Below are 19589 nucleotides of genomic sequence, written 5' to 3'. Positions count from 1 at the left end.
TTGTTAAAAGTTGAAAGGTGGTCTCCCAGAAGGCAATATATTGCCTTCTGCATTTTCCAATTTACGTCGGTTACCGCCGACGGGGAGACCACCATGACTGAATCTAGTTTGTTGCGCGAGCTTGGGCAAGTTTCGAACGCTGAAGTTGGCGAAGTGTTTCGCGAATTCTTACGGGGCTCGATCGTGAAGATGGCCTGTGAGGTAATGGCTGCCGAAGTGGCTGAACTGTGCGGCCCAAAGCATGCCCCGAGCGATTGTCGGACCTATCGAGCTGGTAGCGCCGCGGGCCGCATCTTGGTCGAAGGGGAACGGGAGTCGGTGACGCGTCCGCGAGTTCGCGAGCGTCAGGAGGCGGGTGGAAGCCGCGAAGTGGAGCTGATCAGCTACGCCTCCGCCAACGATCCTGAGCAGCTTGAGAAGGCTGTAATTCAAGCGTTGATGTCTGGGGTCAGCACTCGACAAATGTCCGTGGTGAAGCCGAAGTCGCCAGGCGTAAGCCGCTCGAGCGTCTCGCGTCTATGGCAAGAGGCGGGAACACGATTGATCGACGAGCTACGCAGCCGTGATCTGTCGAGGCATACGTGGTGCATTCTGATGCTCGATGGTATCCGGCTAAGCTCAGACCAGACGGCAGTGGTTGCTCTCGGTATTGATTCTGAAGGCTGCAAGCATGTGCTCGACTTTGCGCTGGGCAGTAGTGAAAATGCAGTTGTATCCAATGAATTGCTTGCTCGCTTGGCCCGTCGCGGCTTTACTTGCTCGCAGCGCTTACTGGCAGTCCTGGATGGCAGCGATGTGCTTCGCAAAGCGGTCAAGGAGCACTTCCCCGACTCGGTCATCCAACGCTGCTTAGTTCACAAGGAACGCAACATCCGTGGCAAGCTATCGAAGCGTCATACGGGCGAACTCGCTCGACTGTTTAGACGACTCCGTAGCGTGCAGGGCTATACCGCCGCACAAGAGGTCGTCGGCGAGCTAGAGGCGTTCCTTGAGCCTCTCAATGCCGAAGCGTTTAAGAGCCTTCATGAGGCCGGTGAGGACCTGCTAGCCCTACACCGACTCGAAGTGCCAAACACGCTCCATCGTTCACTGCTAAGTACCAACGCGATTGAGAACTCCTTCCTGAACACGCGTCGCCGCTTGGGGCGTGTAACACGATTCCGAGCCGACACGGATCAGGCGAGTCGCTGGCTGTCCTACGCACTGCTTGAGGCCGAAAAGGGGTTCCATCGAATCAGCGGCCACAAGGAACTACCTAAGCTGATTGCCGCCCTAGCGAGAGAACACGAGGCTACACCAACAAAGCCGCCGTCGGGGCCCGTGCCGTCGCCTACGGCTCCGGCGACGGCACGGGCCCCATCACTTTAGTTCCACCACCTGTTTGATCCTAAAGACCTTTTCCAGTACCCTTTAGCCAGCGAGACCACCAACAGTTTTAACAACGCAAGGGACATCCCCAGAAACAATGGCAACTAAGATCTGGCGGCGACATTTTGACATTTCATTGCTCCACTACTCGTTGTAATAAATGGGTAAGGTCTTTTCGGACCTCTTGGCAGACTTGCTCGTTTACTCAACTATTCGCGGGCGAATCGCGAAAAGTTACAGGTAGGTCGCAAAAAGAAAAATTTGTTAGTTTCTGTAAGAAAGGCGTAGGGACGTGCGAATAGTTAGGTAGTCCCAGATCTCGTGAACTAAAGTCAGGCATTTTGAATAGCACTCTGAAAGACCGACTCCTTCACGATTGGCTGACCAAGCACCAAGGTCTGTTGCTGAAGATCGTACGCACTTTCTCCTTCACGCCCCACGATCGCGAAGATCTCTTTCAAGAGATTGTCTTTCAGCTTTGGCGTTCCGCCGAGCGTTACAATAGTGAAACGGCAGCCGAGACAACTTGGATCTATCGCGTTGGATTGAACACCGCCATCAGTTGGTCTCGGAAAGAGAAGACACGCCAGAAACAGCGCAACGAACTGAGTCATATAGCCCCCTTGCTAAACAGCAGTTCGGAGCCGTCCGACCCACGCCTGGAATGGCTCTATGAGCAGATCGGCCTTCTGAATAACATCGACAGATCACTTACGCTGATGATGCTAGATGGCTTCAGCTACCAAGAGATCGCGGACACGCTTGGGGTCTCCGTCAATAACGTAGGCGTCAAATTGAATCGAATTAAAAAGCACCTTTCGCAACGTGCGAGTGAGATTGAAAATGAAGTTTGAAGATCTCCAAGCTATTTGGAAGTGCCAAAATAGCCAATCGAATTCACCTCTAGATACGGACCGGGTGCTGGACTCGGTTCGCAAGCGAAGTCAAAAGGTGGGGCGTGAAAACAGCATCTTCGAGCTGGCTCTCATGGGAGCCTTGATCGGTGTTGGCCTGCTTGCCCTGAAAGAGCCACTGCTGGTCGGGGAAAATAAATACCAGATAGTAACCAGCAGCCTTTGCCTGGGTGCGGCGGCCTACATTTGGTTTGGGCGATTACAAAGACAGCGAGCAGAAGTTCAGTTTGATGACAGCCTGTCGGGAGTCATTGATAAGTCGATAGCACAACTCAACTACAAATTCGCTCAGATGCGTAGCTACATATGGTTCTGCGTCGTACCGCTAGGTGTCAGTTTGTTGATTGGCTTCTTCCAAGCTGAACCCTCCAAACACATTTGGTTTTACGCGTTTTTTATCCCGCTGTTCATCATCATGATGACGTCGAGCTACTTTCGCATGCGCTACGAACTCAAAAAGTACGCATTACCGCACCTCGCTGAACTCGAGGCTCTAAAGGCTAAACTGTTGGATGCAGACGACGAGGATGCCTGAATCCAAAGCACCATACATCGGTAAACCCAAACACAAATCGATGGTTGCAATCGTTGCGGCTCGCGCTGGATACCGTCGATTGCAGCAGCCAATTTCGCAGGCAAGCTGACAACCCTGGGAGGAAGCACACAACAATACCGCGATGAAACTGAGGTAAAAATTCGTCGAGTCGTGGATGCCCTGGGTTACACCTCCCCCCGAGAGATCGACCGCATTGCCGTCAAAAACATGGTCCGTACATTTATTAGCCCAAGAGGAAATTCGATAGGCCTGCGCACCCAGGGGCATTACCTGACTTCCAACAAGGGCTTTTCGCGATGGCGAACGCAATTGCGAGTCGCTTTAATTCGCGATCCACTGGCTGCGATCAAGCGCCCCAACTTCGAGTGAGCCCTAAAGAAACGCAGAAGTTTTTTGACGCAAGCCGAATGGTACTAGCTGGCGCGCACTCCCAACGGGCTGATTTATGAGACGGCCATCGCTACTGGCGTACGCGCATCAGAGCTTCGAAGTTTGGCATCCACGTCGCTTCGCACCGATCACTTGCACCTCGACGCACAACACACGAAGTTTGGCAGGTCGGCGAAGCAGTATGTGTCTGCTGGCTTGCGCAAGAGACTGGAGGGAGAACTGCCTTTCAGGCTGCGCGCAAAGTCTGCAAAAATGCTCTACTCTGATTTGGAGCTTGCAAGGGCTGCTTGAATCGAGACGGATCCTCCCTCCCCATCGCCTGACTTCCTGTGGCCACGATCGGAGTCCGGTGGGTGCCTTGATTTCCACGCACTCCGTCACACCTGCGGCGTCTGGCTCGCCAGCGCGGGAGTTAGCATCAAGGTGATTCAATCGGTAATGCGTCACTCGAGCATCCCCTGACGCTCGACACCTATGGCCATTTGATGCCAGGAGCAGAGCAAGATACAGCCGAACAATTGTCAGCGCTTCTGTCACGAGCCAGCGACCGACAGTGCCCCGAACGCGAGCCAGCGTAGAATTTACGAACTGACACCAGTCAGTTGATTCCATAAGAAAAACCGAGAGAAAAGCTGATTTCCCTACGGTTTCTCTAGCACCCGGCAGGAAGCGAACATGCTGCAGAAAACCGAGGAAAAACGCAGGTTGGATCTCTCGGTGGTAACATTTCAGACGGTTTGACCGAGCTGATCAGTCTATGGCCGAATCTGCCAGAGCTAATGAAAACGCAATTGCTGATCCGAGCCAAGGAAGGGATTAACTAGAAAAACTCAACCCGTCTCGATTTGTCACTTGCCCCGTCATAGAGAACTACTTCCCGTGTCAGGGTCTTGTCATCGATTACGACATCGATTAAAGCACTCGAATCGGACGGTATTGACGTAGCTTGTTCGAGAATTGCGTGGTTTGGTCCAACTTGGGTTAGACTGAAAACGCGTCCGTCGATCGTCATGCGTAAATCGACGTTCGCGGAATGCTGTTTTCGGGGGTGGGACATTGTCAGAATCTCAATTTAGGGCGAAGGCAAGCGAGTATTGCCGAAAATCCCAGGGTCGCAAACCGGTGTTCAACTCTAGCTTCGGTTGCGGGCAGGAGGGGTATGTTTGGCAAATTCAGGGCGGCGTTTCTGCGATAAAAGTGTTTGAACGACGTAGAAATTTCGAAAATGAGCTGGGATGCTACTGAATCCTTGATGACCACAGTGTGACAGCAATCCGTGGATTCAACTTCCCTCAGTTGATCGACTGGTCAGATGAACTAATGGTTATCGAAATGACTATCGTCAAACCACCATTCATTCTTGATTTTGGGAAATCAAGCCTCTACTTCAAACCGGAGTACCGGTCCGATGCGGAAGATCATTACCAGCGACAGCTGGAAGATACGTTCGGCGAATAATCTCCTTGAGCGATGCCGTGCCAGTTGTGGCATTGAATCCACTGGGCACAGCGAACGTCACTAATCCTTGATACTGACAACGACATAGTGATGAGGCATGGACTCGCGCACCACTTCTACCCGAAAGCCAACTGATTCGAGTTGCTTACTCACTTGGTCCGTTGACAGTCGCATCACGCTGGGCGGGCCGACCTCCGCGTCAACTGCATAGTCCACCACCACGAACCTGCCGCCGCGTTTCAATCCGGCAAACACTTTCGTGGCATAATCTTCTTGGTCACGTAAATGAAGCCACGTATCCAACATCAACACTCTGTCCACGCTGGCCGTTTGTAACTCCGGATCGCTGTAACCAACTTTCTTCGCTACGATCTTCGCCGGCCCTAAATCAGCGCTGCGATCGTTCAGGTATGCAACCATTTCCTCTGCAGTATCGATTGCGATGACCGTGCCATGCTCGGCGACTGCCTTACTCAATCGAGCCACCATGTAGCCGGTTCCCGCACCGATATCCGCAACAGTCATTCCCGGCCGCAAATTCAGTGCCGCAACAATTTCGCCCGGCTGCTGCCACTTGTCACGCTCTGGGTCGTTCCACTTTTTCGCCCGCGCCATTGGGTCGGCAAAGAAGCGTTTGACATCTTCCGCACTCGGAAGCCCTTGCCGGTGCGAAGGAATTGATTTATTGAGTTTTTGCTCGTCATTTTCGTCTTTATGTCCCACGACGAGGTAGTGCCGTGGCATGGATTCCTTCACTACCTCGACTCGAAATCCTGCTGATTCGAGTTGCTTGCTCACTTGTTCTGGTGAAAGTCGCATTTTCTCTGGCGGACCAACGTCTGCACCAACTTCGTAGTCGACAATCACGAACCGCCCTCCATGCTTCAAGCCGTCGTGCACCTTTTTTGCATAGGCTTCTCGGCCCGCGACGTGATGCCACGTATCGAGTATTAAGACGCCGTCAACACTCGCCGACGGCAGTTCAGGATTGCTCGAGCTAACTTTTTTCGGCACGATGGTCGCTGGGCCAAGTTTCGACTTTTGTGCGGATAGGTACTCGACCATCGCAGGCTCTGCATCAATGGCGATGACAGTTCCGTATTCGCCAACTGAATTACTCAGGTGCGACACCATGTATCCGGTTCCTGCGCCGATGTCAGCGACAGTCGCTCCCGGTTCAAGGGACATCGCCTCAATGATCTGATCAGGACGCTGCCAGGAATCACGTTCCGGGTCATTCCATTTCCTTGCAAGTTCGGCAGGATTGGCAAACGCATGGTGATGTACGCCGTCATGTAGGGCTGGTTTCTCTTGTTGAGCGTTGTTTTGCTGCGCTGATTTGCTACCTAGCTGAGTACTGTTCTTGGCGTCAGCCATTGTGGATTCCTCTTGCTGGCTGCATCCTGCGATGCTGGCTGTAATTGCTAGGAGCATTGTCAAAACTGAAAACCTCTTCATTGCCATATCACCTGAGAGAACTATGTATTCCCGAGTTGAAATTGATTGTGGATTTCTCGTTTAAACCGCTGGCGTTCATGAGACTCCCTGCTCACCCGGATCTATATTCTGATCTCATCGACTCGGATCAGGCATAAGCCACCCAGCCACGAAAGGCGAAGCCGACGTAGAACAGACTGACGTTTGAGAATCCTGACTCTCGCAGGATTGCCTCGTCCTCTTCCGGCGTGAGGATCGATAGCTGCGAATCGACTGCCTCGCGCGCTTTGTTGGCATTCTCAGATTCGACACCGGAGCCCACTGCAAAGGCAGCGTATCGCGACAGCCACACAGCCCGTTCTCCATCACTTTGCGGAATGCTCAGATGAGCCGCAACGAATGGTGCGCCAGGTTGCAGGCGCGTGCGAATCTCGGCCGCCATTCGTCGACGTTCTTCACGTTCGACAAAGTGCATCGTCAGGATGCAAGTTGCTGCATCGAATGGGCCGTCTGGCGCAATGTCGATGATGCCGTGGTGTAAGTGAACGCGCGATGCGAGCGGCCCCATGGTTTGTTCGGCTAACGCAAGCATCTCAGCGGAGGGATCAACTCCGTCGAAGCACCAGCTCGGCTGAGCCTCTGCAAAAGCTCTCAGCTCCAACCCGCCACCTGCCCCGACAATGAGGACGCGACCATCTTCAGGGACCCGCTCCGCCAACAGCAAGCTCGCCATCCGCTGCATGTCTGCAAATCCCGGCACGAATCGTAGTGGTCCTTCGGTGTATCGTGCGACTGCATCAGTGTCGGAGAACGCAGTCTCAGCGAAGTATTTATCCTTATCCATGAGTATGCCCTTTGGATTTGCGTTTACGACCACGAGCAACGATTCGCACATGGCAATCGGCGCTTAACTTGGCGAGTGTTACATCGCCAAGTCGGCTGAGCAGAAGCTTCTCGGCCTCGTCAAACGTTTGCTGCAGTGCCGCATTGACGGCCTGTTCAACGAGGCACTCTGGTGACTCGGTGCGGTTCCCCATCGCAAGCAGTGCAGGACTGCCGACTGCTATGTAGATGTCCCGCAACGTCACCTTCGCCAGATCACATGAGAGCTTCCATCCGCCGCCATGCCCCTTCTCCGACTGCACGTAGCCTTGCTTCCGAAGTCCCGCCATGGTGCGACGCACCACCACCGGATTGGTATCCAACATCTTTGAAAGGTCCTCGGACGTAACAGGCCCATCACGCTCAGCGAGGTGGAGCAGGATGTGAAGCACGCCGGAAAGTTTGCTATCGCGTCTCATGTAACTTATGGTATTACATGACACTGCAGGCGTCAATAGGGACTCATTTTTCTCGTGGTGGTAAAGCAAAGATCCCCCAATACGTGTGAGATCAAACGCCGCCTTGACGCTTACGGGCACCAGGGCGACCAAGAACCATCTCGATGGTCCCCATCAAGCAGGAACAGTACCGCCGGGAATCCCTCCGCCAGCTACAGTTATGGTCGTTTCCTGGTTACTGCGAGCAAGACTTGTTCTTTGGCACATCGCAGCGCGACTATTTCGACTCAGGCGTCTTTCCTATATCAGTCCACTGCACGGAATGCATCAACGACTTCAACAGCTTCTGTTAGATCGTAAGTCGCACCAGTGTAGCGATCTCCTGAGTTGTGTTGTCCATCGTAGGGCAGCGTTGTAGGCAACCGCGACGCGTAAAAAGCGTTAATTACCACCGACTGAGCCTTGAAAGTGACGACGGGATTAGAACTCATTAAGTAGTTTCCAAGCAACAAAATAAAGACAACCATGGTCCAAGACGGTGATACTTAGGGATTCGTTTGAACCGCTAGAAGATTCGCAAACAGTGGGTTTTCACGACGGCTCGGTTATTGCGTGCGGCCCTAAAAGAAAGCCGACAGCAAAGCCAATCAAGGACCGTGGCATCCATATTGATCCTGATGGAGTTTGCGATGAAACGTTCTATTCTCCGACCTATTGGCACGACTGGGATGTCGTGCAAAGGGACAAAGCTGTAACCATCCTCGCCAACCGGATCAACACTCGTCGCTCCATCCGCGAACTGGTCCTGCCAGAGCTGCAAGCGATCCAAGCCGCTCTAACCAGCATTCAAGACCGACTAGAGCGAATGGAGTCTGTAGCCTCCCATCAGGCCAGCTTGCCAAATTCTTAGATGCGTCATTGTGGTCCTGCCCAAACTGGCGTCTACGCGTGGCTGTCGTCGCCGCAGCCGATGCGGAGAACACTAAGCACCTTTGATGGCTACTCGACGCCCAAGGCCTTGAAGGCTGCGTCTCGGGGGTCTGAGTAGAAGCTGGTTGGGAACTTGGCAAAGAGCTCGCCTGGAATTGTAGGGATGTCGGTTACGCTGGCCATTGGAAGCAGGTCCCGCTTGGCTCCTGCGTCGTGAGCCACTTGGAGGGACTCGGCGAGGCTTTCTACCGGGATGATGTTTCCGCCGAGGCTCATACTGCCCAAGACGACCATCTGACCTTGGATCGGTTTTCCCAATACCGCCGAACAGAGAGCGATGAAGGTGGTCAACGTCATCGAATTCGTTGGGCCGGTGTTGTGGAGTTCAATGATGTGCAGGTGGTAATCGTGATCGCTGACCTTTACAGACGCACTCACGCTGCTGGCATTGGCCTTGAAATAGTCGAATCCAACCTTGATCGCTTCCTTGGCTTTCATGTTCGAGCCAAGGCCCGACATCTTCAGTGCCCCGTTGCCAGGCGTCACTTGCGTCTCAAGCCGATACAAGCCAAGGTGTGAGCCCCCCCAGTGGCGATGGCGATGGCGATGGCGATGGTGATGGCGATGGCGATGGTGATGGCGATGGTGACGGTGATGGTGACGGTGACGGTGACGGTGACGGTGACGGTGACGGTGACGGTGACGGTGACGGTAGTGGTAGTGGTAGTGGTAGTGGTAGTGGTAGTGGTAGTGGTAGTGGTAGTGGTAGTGGTAGTGGTAGTGGTAGTGGTAGTGGTAGTGGTAGTGGTAGTGGCGCCGGTGGTAACCGCCCTGCACATCAGGCGGCCTCCCCTGCCTCGCAAAACGAAAAAATCCCTGAAAACACGCCTGCTGAGGGCAGGAGATTCTCAGGGATTCGCGATTTAGCACCCCCGGCAGGACTTGAACCTGCGACCCACGGATTAGAAATCCGTTGCTCTATCCAGCTGAGCTACGAGGGCAAAATGCCTTGTGTTGTTCGGCGTGCTTCCGCCACATCTATCCAGTGCGGGAGCGTCGCCCTGGATGCCTACTATATTGGCGATCCCAGGATGTTGCCAGAGGATTGAGTCGGTTTTTCGTGCACCGCTGCCCACCGCAGCGCCGCCTGAAGTGGAGTGCAACGAAGGATTTCGCAGAGACCTAGGCCTGCGGCTCATTCCCCTCTGCCCAGCTTCCCCACAAGTCTTCCCCACAAGTCTTCCCCACAAGTCGTGGACGAGAGGGGCGGAGTCGATTTTGGGGCCAAGCCCCATCCACGGACAGCGGTTCCAATCGGCGGGTGCCAATGGCGACGGCGCTACCAATCAATCGTTGTACGTCTGATACTCTCCACCGCCGCGAGTGGCCATGGCCTGGTAGACGCCCAAGTCAATCGAATCGGGTAGAAAACTCACCGAACAATCCGCCCGCATAAAATTGACACCGCCGGTGTGGTAGCTCGAAAAGTCGTCGAAATGGGCACTCTTGTGATTGGGACTATGGTCCGCAACTCCCAAAATTCGGGCATGGGGCTCCGCAGCTTCCGGCACGTTCCCCTGCCAGAGGCTCCCGCCCAGGCGACCGCCGCGTTCTCCGACCATCAACGTATTGCTCAGCCCATCGGTCACGTCGCGAAATTTGATGCGACTGTTCCCGAAAAACATTCCATTGCCAGCGTAGGGAGCATCCTCCAATTCGAAGGTACCGAACATTCCCACATAATTGCTCTTCGACATCGGGAAGAGCTTGTCAGGGCCATCGTCAATTCTCAGCGCAGCCGCTAGTGAAAAATCTGCATGGAGACCGTGATCGTGGCTGTGACCGTCTCCCTCGGCCAATTCAAAAATATTGTCAAACGGATCCGACGGACAAATAAAGGTGGATACGACCGTCGTGCGAGCCGGCGCGTTGACCGCCTCTTCGATAGCGGCATTGCGATCAATCGTATTGTAAAGATTGCCCCCCTCCATAAAAGGAAGCAGTGCAACTGCCCAGCCCCAGCCAGGTTCCCCTGAATTGCCGTGAGAGACCCAGCCAGCTGGAATGCTCTTGTAGGCTGATTCGAAATTGTGAACGGCAATTCCCAATTGACGAACATTGCTGGAACACTGCATGCGGCGCGCGGCCTCGCGTGCCGCTTGCACCGCAGGCAGCAACAGTCCCACGAGAATTCCAATGATGGCGATAACGACGAGTAATTCCACGAGGGTAAACCCTCGCGATTGCTTTGCCTGATGAATAGGTCTCATAATTTTCCCACAAATATGAATATGTCAAATAATTTCAGAATGATTCTTCGTGTCTAAGAAATTGCGCGCCGGCGGAATCCGGTCCGTGCATCCCGTAGCTTGCCAGAGGCATCGAGCGAGAGTCACAGCGACCCTGGACGCTGGCTCCAGCAATAACCACGAACGACTGCAGACGATTGCGAAATGATTCTCGCGCAAACGGAGTGGTACCGTGCTGGACGCAGGAAGCGGCCCGACTAGCGGTTGGGCCAGCGAACTCTCCTGCTTCTAGGCGACAAGTGGCCTAGGCGCTGGCGGGCCGCGAGGAGGTTGTGGGACCTCAATGCAGGCCAAAGAATGAATGAGCCCTACCGAGGGCACATAAGAAGGGACATGCTCTGCGGATACCGCTTGGACGCAAAAGCTGGCAGAGCCGGCTTGCGAAAGCTGGTAACAAACGAGGCAGTCATGGGAGTGGGGAACACCTCCACTTGAGAGATTCCCGGATGCGGTGCCAGCCACTCCCAGATGATCCCCAGGCAGTGCGAGGGGGCAATCTTCTGAGACGGAACCTAGCTCACGCGAGCTCGAGGAGCTGTTGGCAGCATGAGTGTGCCCTTCGGAAACGTCGCCTGTCCCATGACAGTGCGCTGAGCCGTGGGCGTCCAGAGAAGCATGGCACTGTCCCGAGTGACAGTCGGAAACATGGCACTGGGCGTGGTGAAACCATAGCGGTATCGGGCCGGCACAAAGCAGTGCCAGAGCGAAGAGCGATAGTATTTGCCGATGAATTGCCATAGTTTCCCAGCGTAAGACGCTAGTCCATCCCGCTCGCCTATCAATATCGTAGCGCGAGCACCTCCATCCATAGTCGCCGTTACCCTCGTGTCTGTCAAGACTTACGCATACGGATTCGAGTAGGGTTTGCGTCGAAATGGACTGGAAAGTGGGTAGGAATCGATTCGCATCCCTTGGCGGATAGTTCACTTTCCGCGAAGATTTGCCTTGAAAATCCACCGAAGTCGGCAGGCATGCACGTTCGGCATGAACGGTGCGTCCCCGCAGAATGCCGCTCTCCGGCACTGCTTCGGCTCCCTCTTGAGAAGTTTACTTAGCAGCTAGAAAGTCCCGATGCTCATTGCTGACATAAATTCGTGGTCGACCATCTGGCTGCTGACCGCTTACTCCTGCGCGGTCATTTTAGCTTCAGTGCTGGGGGGCTTGCTGCCCGAATGGATTCGGTTGACCCACAATCGCATGCAGCTCATGATCAGCTTTGTGGGGGGAGTCATGCTTGGCATCGCGGTCTTCCACATGATTCCGCACGCCCTGGTTACACTGCCCACCAACGCGATCAATCAAGTGAGCTGGGGCCTGATGCTGGGTCTACTGGCCACCTTCTTCCTGTTGAGAATCTTCCATTTCCACCAGCATGGGCCTGCCGATTTTGGGATCACCGCCGACGAGCGACGGGCCGAACTGGCGGAGGGCTTGCCGCCAGACGAAGAAGAATCGACCCACTTGTGCTCCGACCACAACCACCCCGCGTCCACTGGATCTCAGGCCCACGCTCACGACGGATGCCAGGGAGCAGAAGGCCGAGGAGCCACGCGTTGGATGGCGGTCCTCGTGGGATTGGGGCTCCATACCCTGATGGATGGTGTGGCCATGGCCAGCGGCATTGCCGCCGACGTTAGTCATGGACATGCGGCCATCCTGCCTGGCCTTGGAATTTTCCTGGCCGTACTTCTGCATAAACCACTCGACGCGGTTTCCATCACCTCGCTGATGCACCCAGTCACCACGCCGACAAAACGCCTGCTGGTAAACGTCAGCTTCGCGCTGATGTGCCCCTTGGGCGCGTTCCTTTTTTGGTCCGGAGCGAGCTTGAATTCCGACTGGGCTGCCAGCCTGGCGGGCTGGGGATTAGCCTTCTCGGCAGGCGTCTTCCTCTGCATCTCACTCAGCGACCTCCTGCCAGAAATGGAATTCCACTCGCACAACCGGGTCCCACTTTCGATCGCGCTGTTGCTTGGCATCTTCGCGGCCTGGGCCATTGGCTTGGCTGAGGGAGAACATGCTCACCAACACGCCCCGACGCCAGCCACCCAATCGGCGGTGCCAGATGATCACGGCCATGCGCACTAATCACACACGAATACCCCACGAGACAGGCTGGAGAGAGAGACTGCGCTAAGTAGGTGCGTTTCCCTTCAACCTCTTAACTCACCCCTATCAGGGCAAACCCATGACAGAATGCACTCACCTTACCATCGCCGACGGAAGCCGCATGCCAAGTGTAGGCTTGGGATTGTGGAAGATCGACAACAGCCAAACCGCCGAAATGGTGTATCGTGCGATTGAAGCTGGGTATCGCCACATCGATGCTGCCTGCGACTATGGCAATGAGCAGGAAGCGGGAGAGGGCATACGACGGGCGCTGCAAGAGGGTCTGTGCATGCGCGAAGAGTTGTGGGTCACCAGCAAGCTATGGAATACCTACCATCGCCGCGCCCATGTGCGGCCTGCCCTGGAACGCTCGCTGCACGACTTAGGGCTGGATTACCTGGACTTGTACCTTGTGCATTTCCCCATCCCACTGAAATATGTACCGATCGAAAAACGTTATCCGCCAGGTTGGTTCTTTGACACCAACACCGTCAATCCTCGCATGGAGCTCGATCAAGTCCCCGTGGCGGAAACTTGGGGCGCCATGGAAGAGATTCACCGCGAGGGATTGGTGCGGCATATCGGAGTGAGCAACTTTGGATGCTCCATGATCCGGGATCTACTCAGCTACGCGGCAACGCGCCCCGCAGTCCTACAAGTTGAATCCCACCCCTATTTAACTCAAGAGAAACTCTTGCGGTTTTGCCAGGGGCAGCAGATTGCTTACACGGCCTTCTCTCCCTTGGGAGCCGGCTCTTACGTTCCGATGGGAACCGCTGAAATGAGCGATTCGGTGCTGGAGCAGCCGCTGATCAAACAGCTCGCCGAAAAGTACGGCAAGTCCCCGGCGCAAATTACATTGCGTTGGGGTGTGGCGCGCGGCACAGCGGTCATCCCCAAGACGTCGCGTATCGCCAGGCTATCAGAAAACCTCAACCTGTTTGATTTCAGTCTCAGCGCGGAAGAAACCCTGGAAATCGACCACTTGAATCGCCACCAGCGCTACAACGATCCTGGAGTCTTCTGCGAGCAGGCATTTGGTTGTTTTTTCCCCATTTACGAGTAGTCTTCGCACCAGCGACTTGCCGTTGTCAACTGCTCTGCCGGCGTACGGGGCCAGCATTGGCTAGCCGTATCGCGAACGATTGGCATCCTCCGGCACGTTACTCAGCGGAGTGCTAGTGGTTCCCAGTATCCGAGTGGGCGACAGAGCGTTATCGCTTGGGCTGCTACATCAGCGGCTCAGTTTTAACGCGAAAGTTGCAACCTGAAACGGACGACCATCAGCTCTCCTTTTGTCACCGGTGTTGTTGCCACTGCTCCCGCTTCCCCCGCCGCGCAAGCAAGCCGAGTGGCGTTGCAGCGGAAGTGTAGAGCAGGATGCTTCCGGCACGGGAGTCGAACAGGCAATGCATTCGGCGAGCGATCATGCGGCGGATCACGAACGGTACCAGCGGCTAGCCCTCGGCCTTGCCGAACGTTTCGAATTCCTTAGATTCGCGGCAGCCCATGCAACGCTCACTACAACGCTCACTACAACGACAAGCATTCACGCGGGGCACGCCCCCCCCGACAAGCCACCGGCATCGAGTCCGTAAGAACTCGCAGGCCGCTTTCCGCAACATTCCGTTTCGCTCTCGAAGGTCATTATCGTGCAAACAACCATGGAAGCCGCCTGCGAGGCGGCGCGTGCAGGAGGTAAAATCCTACGTGAACAACTAGGGCGTGCGGCCGTGCGGGAGAAGGGACCGGCAGATCTCGTAACCGACGCAGACATTGCTTCACAACACGCGATTGAACAAATCCTAACCGCCCGCTTCCCACACTTTGCGTTCCTTGGCGAGGAGTCGACCGAACAGGATCGGCAAGCAGCGCGCGATTCAGGCAAGCCGTTATGGGTGGTCGATCCGCTCGACGGCACTGCCAACTTCGTACACCGCCTGCTTAGCTTCTCTGTTTCGATCGCCCTGGTGGAACAGGATCAGACTCGCGTCGGAGTCGTCTACGACCCCATGCTCGACGTGCTGTACGCGGCAGAAGCTGGTGGCAGGGTCACGAAAAACGGCAAACCGATTCGGGTCAGTGGCTGCCAGCAGATTGACAAGGCGATGGTCTGCTGCAGCTTCCGGCCAGGCGTAAACCGCGAGGACCCAGAAGTCGAAAACTTCCTGCGGATACTAGAACGCTCCCAGTCGCTCCGACGACTCGGCTCTGCTGCACTCAACCTGTGCTATGTCGGCGAAGGATGCCTCGACTCGTACTGGGCAACCTCCGTCAAGGCGTGGGATGTGGCGGCTGGCTACCTCATCGCCCAAACTGCGGGTGCCACCCTATCCCAAATGGACGGGAGTGCTTTCGACTTGTGGAACCCTAAATTCGTGGCGTCTGGGAGCCCTGAGCTACAGAAAATCATGCTTGGCTGCATGTACTAGCGTCTTACGCTGGCCCCGCCGCCGAACGGGGCGGCAGTGGGGACACTCCCGGCCTCCCACTCCCCAGCCTCCCTCTACTGAAGAGCAGCTTTGGAAAACTGCAGCCAATTGCGACCTACGGTATTTGACACAGTGGGGAGCGCCTTTAGAATGGGAGCAAGATGAATCGTCAAGGAACAGTTCTGGCAGTACACTCGCGGTGAGTGTGACTGACCCGCTTTCGCTGTGATTGACACGTGATCGCTACATGGCTCAGGGCCAATCGACTCTGCTGAGAGTTGTGGCAATGCATCACGCAAAACTGCTTGAAGAAAAGTAGCTGCAATGTTCGGTATGGGAACCCAAGAACTTCTCATTTTCATGGTGATCGTACTAGTTGTGTTCGGCAGTTCACGACTTCCAAGCCTGATGCGCAATTTGGGACGCAGTGCCAACGAATTCAAGGCTGGAATGAAAGAGCCCGTTGACGAGAACGCCAAAAAGATCGACGAAGACTCGAAAGAGTAATCGCTGACTTCCACGCGTTTGGGAGCGTATAGACGCAGGCAACTAGGCTGGACGAAGACCCTCCCAGCCTGCGCCGCCTCACCCGCTGCAATCAACCGAAACTAGTTCGCGGTCTCTAGATCGACCGCGAGGGGAGCTGCACCAATGTTCAACGGCTTAGGCACCACAGAAATGGTCCTGTTTGGGATCATTGCGCTGATGCTATTCGGTAGCCGCCTTCCGGAAGTTGCCCGCAGCTTCGGAGGGACCTATCGCGAATTGCGCAAGAAAGTGGATGATTTCCAACGCGAATTTCGTGATTGGGACCGCGCAGAACCGACCATCAATCGCCTTCCGGCCCCTAAAGACTCAGGCGAAGTCGATTCGGGCGAACCCCAATCTCCTAAATTCGTCCCACCCGCTGACGACGACTAGAATTGGGCCTGGAGGCAAAAGGCATTGCACCTGCCTGCATTTTCGGCGGCGCACGGGAGACACCGCGCACCGACGGACGGTCACCTAAAAAGGGCGGCTCGCCGCCCTGGGTTTCCCGTCGGATCACTGCGCGATCATTTGCGGCCGCAGACTGAGCACCCTATCAGCACAGCTGCGCCCAAGCCCTACGTAGTGACAATTCGCCTGAGATGCGACAAGGACTGCCTGGCCAAACCCGGGCAGCGCCGCAAGGAGCCACGCTTCAGACACCACTGCTGCGGCCCGGCTGAAAGAAATTGCGACCACCGCTGGGGTAACCGCTCAGGAACACCTTCTGTCTGGGCTGGCTGCTAAACTCGCGGTCGAGTTAGCAACTCCAACTCTTCGTCCAGCATATGCTGCGGAATCTGAATTGGGGAACCATCCGGGTTCACACCAACATCAAACAGCTTCATTGCCCGCAGGATTCGACACAACTCCGCTGGAACGAAAAAGGGTGCATCACCAAAAGACTCGTCGAGAATCGCGAATGTCATCTCCAAATCAGCTTGCCGTACATCACCAATGTCTACGGTGCCTTCGACGATGGCACCATCGGAATGAGTGCTGGCCAAGCGCGCGGTGAGTCGCAATTGATCCCCTGGCTGGGCAGGCAGATGAAACTCCGCCTTGCTGACTTTGGCCAAGACCACGCGTTGCTGAAAGTCTTCCATTTGGGAGAGCAGCAATCCGCCGGTCTGCGCCATCCCCTCAATAATCAACGAATGCGGGTAGTGAGGAAAGCCGGGCAAGTAGTCATCGAGCGGTTCCTCGGCTAGCGTCACGTTCTTGAGGGTTACCGCCTCTTCGCCCGAGACAAACTTTTCAAATCGATCGATCCAAAACCAGCGCATGGCAAATCATCTAAACATGGAAAGGCGGGCAGAATTATTGACGCTAAAAAAGCGGTGGCCCCACACTGGAGCACACCGCTTTCGCAAAACGCAATACTAGATCTTGCTAGCTACATAGCGGCAAAGATCGTTAACACTGAGCAGGTTGCCAAAATCTTGAACCCGTGGATTTTGCTCAAACTTGCTGAGGTTTGCCCAGGAGAGTCGTTCCTTCAGGGCTGTAATACCCTCTTCGGTCACTTTTCCATCCTGGACATATTTGGCGTTTGTGAGGATGTCGTCTGGAAACAGTTCTTCGCGTGGAATATTGATTCCGAAAGCCTTTTCCAGCTTGAAAACAATATCCAAGAAGTCAATCGACTCCGCCCCCAGATCGCCGACCATCGTTGCCTCTGGCGTGACTTCGTCCTCTTCGACTCCCAATGCATCGACTAGCGCTTCTTGAACCTTTGCGAAGATCTCTTCCGAACTCGCCATAGTAACTATCCCTGCTTAAGTTTAAATGCTGCCGAGGCCATGTGCCCACGGATATCAGCGATGGAATTATTTCATTGTCGTCAACGGCACCAGGCTATAACCATAGGAAGTGCCCAAGAGAAGCACAAGATTATAGCTACCTTAGTTTTCATGCCATAGCCGCTTGCTGCAATTGTTCTGTCAATTGCTTCATATACCGACTTGAATATTGATCCACGGGTGACGTGTCAGAGTCGGGAATGCACTCCACCACTAATCTGGCATTTACGGCCACCGAGTCGCCCTTCGTCCCCAACGCTTTCAGGATATAGCTATCGCCATTTTGTTTGAAAATTTCCGACGTAATGGTTAGTGTTTGCCCCGGCTGGACAAAATCAGCAAACTTCACATTTTTCGCGGCCCGCATCAGAACGACCCCGTGACGGTATTCGTCGGTCGCACGAACCAGCAAAGCAGAGGCCTGAAAGAGTGATTCGAGCATCATCACGCCCGGCATCACTGCAAACCTCGGGAAGTGGTCGCGCAAATAATCTTCTTTACCCGAGAGGTACCTGGTCGCTTGGATGCGTTTTCCGGGCTCAAGTAAGGTAATCTGGTCAATTTGGCAAAATCGCATAGCAAATCAGGTGGTAAGGTAGGAAGTTAAAACACACTTGGGAATGTGGGTACCAACAGTCGTTCGGGCTCCGATCATAATTTATTACAGGATTTCGACAAACCTTACAGGCGACAATCCGCAAATGTCCACCTCCAATCCTCCAGTAGATCGGGTTGTTCTTGGCCTGAATGCAATTTTTCATGTACAATTGTCGGATCCACTCGCTGAAAAGCTCCGTAGATTGGCGGAAACTGGATGGATCAGGAACCCCATGAAAAAGTCCGCGGATCGGTGCCGCCCATGAACGCCCCTTGAGTAACGTCCTCAACGAGCACATCACCGCGATATTCACCGCTTGGATTGCGACGATCGAAGTGGATAACCTGGGCTTGAAAAGGAAAAAGGCATGAGCGATGCAACGTGTCCGACTCGAACCCTCCTTCTGTGGGGTGTTGGTTTTATCATTCTAGCCAACGGACAGCCAACCTGCTGCTCGATTGCCCAGGCGATTCCAGGTGGTTCGACAGAGACACAAGCCTACCAAGACCTACGCAAGGCGGCTTCGTGGGACTGGCCTGAGGTGGCAATTTTCGAACAACATCTCCTCAGCTACATGGATCAACGTGAGCTGGATGAAGCTGGGCGAGCCGAGGTTCAATCCTTCTGGCAAAGCACGGCCGAACAAACGACGGGAGACTCGTTCCTGAATCGATTGATCGAGTCTGCGGCACTGATCGAGCCTCGCATCGCAAAGGTATATGGCTCCCTATCCGACGTTAGCAGCCCGGTGCTCGAACCGGGAGAACTCCCCTGGTTGACGAGCGATGTGCCTGGCTGGATGCAAGACACCCTCCGCCTAGCCATCGGACGGGCATTTGCCCAGCGAAGGATGTACGACGAAGCTTTAGAAACGCTGGCCGGTCTGGAAGTGGGACAAGTCTGTGATCCAGCCAGCCTGATCTTCTATCGAGCTGTTAGTGAACACCATTTGTTGAAAAAGGATTCCTGCCTAGCTCATCTCGAACAACTGCTCGAACGCGAGGAGGAATTGCCAACGCGCTACGCGCTGCTTGCCAAACTCATGCTGTCCGATATCCAACCGCTGGAATCCGATTCTCTGGACGAGGTCTCCCGCATGATGCGCGATGTGGAACGACGGCTGGATCTCGGCAGGGCCGGGACGCGCGTGCGCGACCAGGAGGAGGAGATTGTCAGCAAGCTCGACAAGATGATTGAGAAAATTGAAGAGCAAATGCAGCAGCAACAAAGTCAGAGCCAGCAGAATGGATCTGCGCAACAATCCCAATCCCAAGGGATGCAGGACAGCCAAATAGCCGGCGGCTCTGGGCCCGGTGATGTCGATCAAAAGGACAATGGCAATCGATCTGGTTGGGGAAATCTACCGCCCGCCCAACGGCAGCAGGCCCTACAGCGATTGACGGAAGAATTGCCCAGCCACTATCGAGATGTCATCGAAGGCTACTTCCGCCAGCTGGCAAAAGAAAATCGCTAGTCGA

The 19589-nt window shown here is 54.8% G+C and carries 23 protein-coding genes and 1 tRNA gene; 12 read left to right on the top strand and 12 right to left on the bottom strand.

Going from position 1 to position 19589, the window contains the following annotated elements; all coding sequences use genetic code 11:
• The 4 genes from Q31a_RS11385 (at position 1) to Q31a_RS31380 (ending at position 3690) form a co-directional block, all read left to right on the top strand.
• Entirely contained in the window at positions 1 to 1368 is a 1368-nt protein-coding gene (locus Q31a_RS11385) for an IS256 family transposase (RefSeq protein WP_449224070.1), read from the top strand.
• 341 nt (positions 1369 to 1709) lie between these two features.
• Positions 1710 to 2222 (top strand): RNA polymerase sigma factor, encoded by a 513-nt coding sequence (locus Q31a_RS11380; protein WP_145077645.1) that lies wholly within the window; start codon positions 1710 to 1712, stop codon positions 2220 to 2222.
• Positions 2212 to 2817, top strand: coding sequence for a hypothetical protein (locus tag Q31a_RS11375; protein WP_145077643.1), 606 nt, complete (start codon positions 2212 to 2214; stop codon positions 2815 to 2817). The genes Q31a_RS11380 and Q31a_RS11375 overlap by 11 nt, the downstream gene beginning before the upstream one ends.
• A 702-nt stretch (positions 2818 to 3519) precedes the next feature.
• Entirely contained in the window at positions 3520 to 3690 is a 171-nt protein-coding gene (locus Q31a_RS31380; RefSeq protein WP_145087146.1) for a tyrosine-type recombinase/integrase, read from the top strand.
• A gap of 358 nt (positions 3691 to 4048) precedes the next feature.
• Here Q31a_RS31380 and Q31a_RS11365 read toward each other — a convergent pair whose 3' ends face one another.
• Entirely contained in the window at positions 4049 to 4285 is a 237-nt protein-coding gene (locus Q31a_RS11365; RefSeq protein WP_145077641.1) for a hypothetical protein, read from the bottom strand.
• A 206-nt stretch (positions 4286 to 4491) separates the two neighbouring features.
• Here Q31a_RS11365 and Q31a_RS11360 point away from each other — a divergent pair, with 206 nt between their 5' ends.
• Positions 4492 to 4686 carry a hypothetical protein gene (locus Q31a_RS11360; RefSeq protein ID WP_145077639.1) on the top strand — a complete coding sequence of 65 codons (195 nt, stop codon included), beginning with the start codon at positions 4492 to 4494 and terminating at the stop codon, positions 4684 to 4686.
• A 60-nt stretch (positions 4687 to 4746) separates the two neighbouring features.
• Here Q31a_RS11360 and Q31a_RS30130 read toward each other — a convergent pair whose 3' ends face one another.
• The 4 genes from Q31a_RS30130 to Q31a_RS11340 all read right to left on the bottom strand — a co-directional run bounded on the left by Q31a_RS30130 (position 4747) and on the right by Q31a_RS11340 (position 7894).
• A complete protein-coding gene (locus Q31a_RS30130) occupies positions 4747 to 6063 on the bottom strand; it encodes a class I SAM-dependent methyltransferase (protein WP_231691154.1) in 1317 nt (438 codons plus the stop codon).
• A 208-nt stretch (positions 6064 to 6271) separates the two neighbouring features.
• Positions 6272 to 6967, bottom strand: a complete 696-nt coding sequence (locus tag Q31a_RS11350; protein ID WP_145077637.1) for a class I SAM-dependent methyltransferase — start codon at positions 6965 to 6967, stop codon at positions 6272 to 6274.
• Complete coding sequence (locus Q31a_RS11345; RefSeq protein WP_145077635.1) at positions 6960 to 7424, bottom strand: Rrf2 family transcriptional regulator; 465 nt, start codon at positions 7422 to 7424, stop codon at positions 6960 to 6962. The genes Q31a_RS11350 and Q31a_RS11345 overlap by 8 nt, the downstream gene beginning before the upstream one ends.
• 284 nt (positions 7425 to 7708) lie before the next feature.
• Entirely contained in the window at positions 7709 to 7894 is a 186-nt protein-coding gene (locus Q31a_RS11340; RefSeq protein ID WP_145077633.1) for a hypothetical protein, read from the bottom strand.
• 47 nt (positions 7895 to 7941) lie between these two features.
• Here Q31a_RS11340 and Q31a_RS11335 point away from each other — a divergent pair, with 47 nt between their 5' ends.
• The gene (locus Q31a_RS11335; protein ID WP_231691153.1) at positions 7942 to 8313 is read left to right on the top strand and encodes a hypothetical protein; all 372 of its coding nucleotides are present in this window, start codon (positions 7942 to 7944) and stop codon (positions 8311 to 8313) included.
• An 89-nt stretch (positions 8314 to 8402) separates the two neighbouring features.
• Here Q31a_RS11335 and Q31a_RS30125 read toward each other — a convergent pair whose 3' ends face one another.
• The 4 genes from Q31a_RS30125 to Q31a_RS11320 all read right to left on the bottom strand — a co-directional run bounded on the left by Q31a_RS30125 (position 8403) and on the right by Q31a_RS11320 (position 10603).
• Positions 8403 to 8852, bottom strand: coding sequence for a S16 family serine protease (locus Q31a_RS30125; RefSeq protein WP_231691232.1), 450 nt, complete (start codon positions 8850 to 8852; stop codon positions 8403 to 8405).
• A 23-nt stretch (positions 8853 to 8875) separates the two neighbouring features.
• Positions 8876 to 9172 carry a hypothetical protein gene (locus Q31a_RS30120; RefSeq protein ID WP_197356667.1) on the bottom strand — a complete coding sequence of 99 codons (297 nt, stop codon included), beginning with the start codon at positions 9170 to 9172 and terminating at the stop codon, positions 8876 to 8878.
• A gap of 88 nt (positions 9173 to 9260) precedes the next feature.
• Positions 9261 to 9334 (bottom strand) — tRNA-Arg (locus Q31a_RS11325).
• A 345-nt stretch (positions 9335 to 9679) separates the two neighbouring features.
• Positions 9680 to 10603, bottom strand: a complete 924-nt coding sequence (locus Q31a_RS11320; RefSeq protein WP_145077629.1) for a DUF1559 domain-containing protein — start codon at positions 10601 to 10603, stop codon at positions 9680 to 9682.
• Between the two features lie 1110 nt (positions 10604 to 11713).
• Here Q31a_RS11320 and Q31a_RS11315 point away from each other — a divergent pair.
• The 5 genes from Q31a_RS11315 (at position 11714) to Q31a_RS11295 (ending at position 16104) form a co-directional block, all read left to right on the top strand.
• A complete protein-coding gene (locus Q31a_RS11315) occupies positions 11714 to 12730 on the top strand; it encodes a ZIP family metal transporter (RefSeq protein WP_145077627.1) in 1017 nt (338 codons plus the stop codon).
• 100 nt (positions 12731 to 12830) lie between these two features.
• The gene (locus Q31a_RS11310) at positions 12831 to 13817 is read left to right on the top strand and encodes an aldo/keto reductase (protein ID WP_145077624.1); all 987 of its coding nucleotides are present in this window, start codon (positions 12831 to 12833) and stop codon (positions 13815 to 13817) included.
• A 586-nt stretch (positions 13818 to 14403) separates the two neighbouring features.
• The gene (locus Q31a_RS11305) at positions 14404 to 15183 is read left to right on the top strand and encodes an inositol monophosphatase family protein (protein ID WP_231691152.1); all 780 of its coding nucleotides are present in this window, start codon (positions 14404 to 14406) and stop codon (positions 15181 to 15183) included.
• A 324-nt stretch (positions 15184 to 15507) separates the two neighbouring features.
• Complete coding sequence (locus Q31a_RS11300; protein ID WP_145077622.1) at positions 15508 to 15690, top strand: Sec-independent protein translocase subunit TatA/TatB; 183 nt, start codon at positions 15508 to 15510, stop codon at positions 15688 to 15690.
• Positions 15691 to 15834: 144 nt separating this feature from the next.
• Positions 15835 to 16104, top strand: coding sequence for a Sec-independent protein translocase subunit TatA/TatB (locus tag Q31a_RS11295; protein ID WP_145077620.1), 270 nt, complete (start codon positions 15835 to 15837; stop codon positions 16102 to 16104).
• Positions 16105 to 16454: 350 nt separating this feature from the next.
• Here Q31a_RS11295 and Q31a_RS11290 read toward each other — a convergent pair whose 3' ends face one another.
• The 3 genes from Q31a_RS11290 to Q31a_RS11280 all read right to left on the bottom strand — a co-directional run bounded on the left by Q31a_RS11290 (position 16455) and on the right by Q31a_RS11280 (position 18090).
• A complete protein-coding gene (locus Q31a_RS11290) occupies positions 16455 to 16997 on the bottom strand; it encodes a 3-hydroxyacyl-ACP dehydratase FabZ family protein (RefSeq protein ID WP_145077617.1) in 543 nt (180 codons plus the stop codon).
• Between the two features lie 96 nt (positions 16998 to 17093).
• Positions 17094 to 17474: an acyl carrier protein gene (locus tag Q31a_RS31260; protein ID WP_145077615.1), complete on the bottom strand. Its 381-nt coding sequence runs from the start codon at positions 17472 to 17474 to the stop codon at positions 17094 to 17096.
• Positions 17475 to 17622: 148 nt separating this feature from the next.
• Entirely contained in the window at positions 17623 to 18090 is a 468-nt protein-coding gene (locus tag Q31a_RS11280) for a 3-hydroxyacyl-ACP dehydratase FabZ family protein (protein WP_145077614.1), read from the bottom strand.
• A 388-nt stretch (positions 18091 to 18478) separates the two neighbouring features.
• On the opposite strand from Q31a_RS11280, the gene Q31a_RS11275 reads away from it, so the two are divergent.
• Complete coding sequence (locus tag Q31a_RS11275) at positions 18479 to 19585, top strand: hypothetical protein (RefSeq protein WP_145077612.1); 1107 nt, start codon at positions 18479 to 18481, stop codon at positions 19583 to 19585.
• Positions 19586 to 19589 lie beyond the last annotated feature (4 nt).

The organism is Aureliella helgolandensis (assembly GCF_007752135.1).
Lineage (GTDB): Bacteria > Planctomycetota > Planctomycetia > Pirellulales > Pirellulaceae > Aureliella > Aureliella helgolandensis.
The sequence above is the reverse complement of the archived record's forward strand: the minus strand, read 5'-3'. Positions and strand labels throughout refer to the sequence as shown.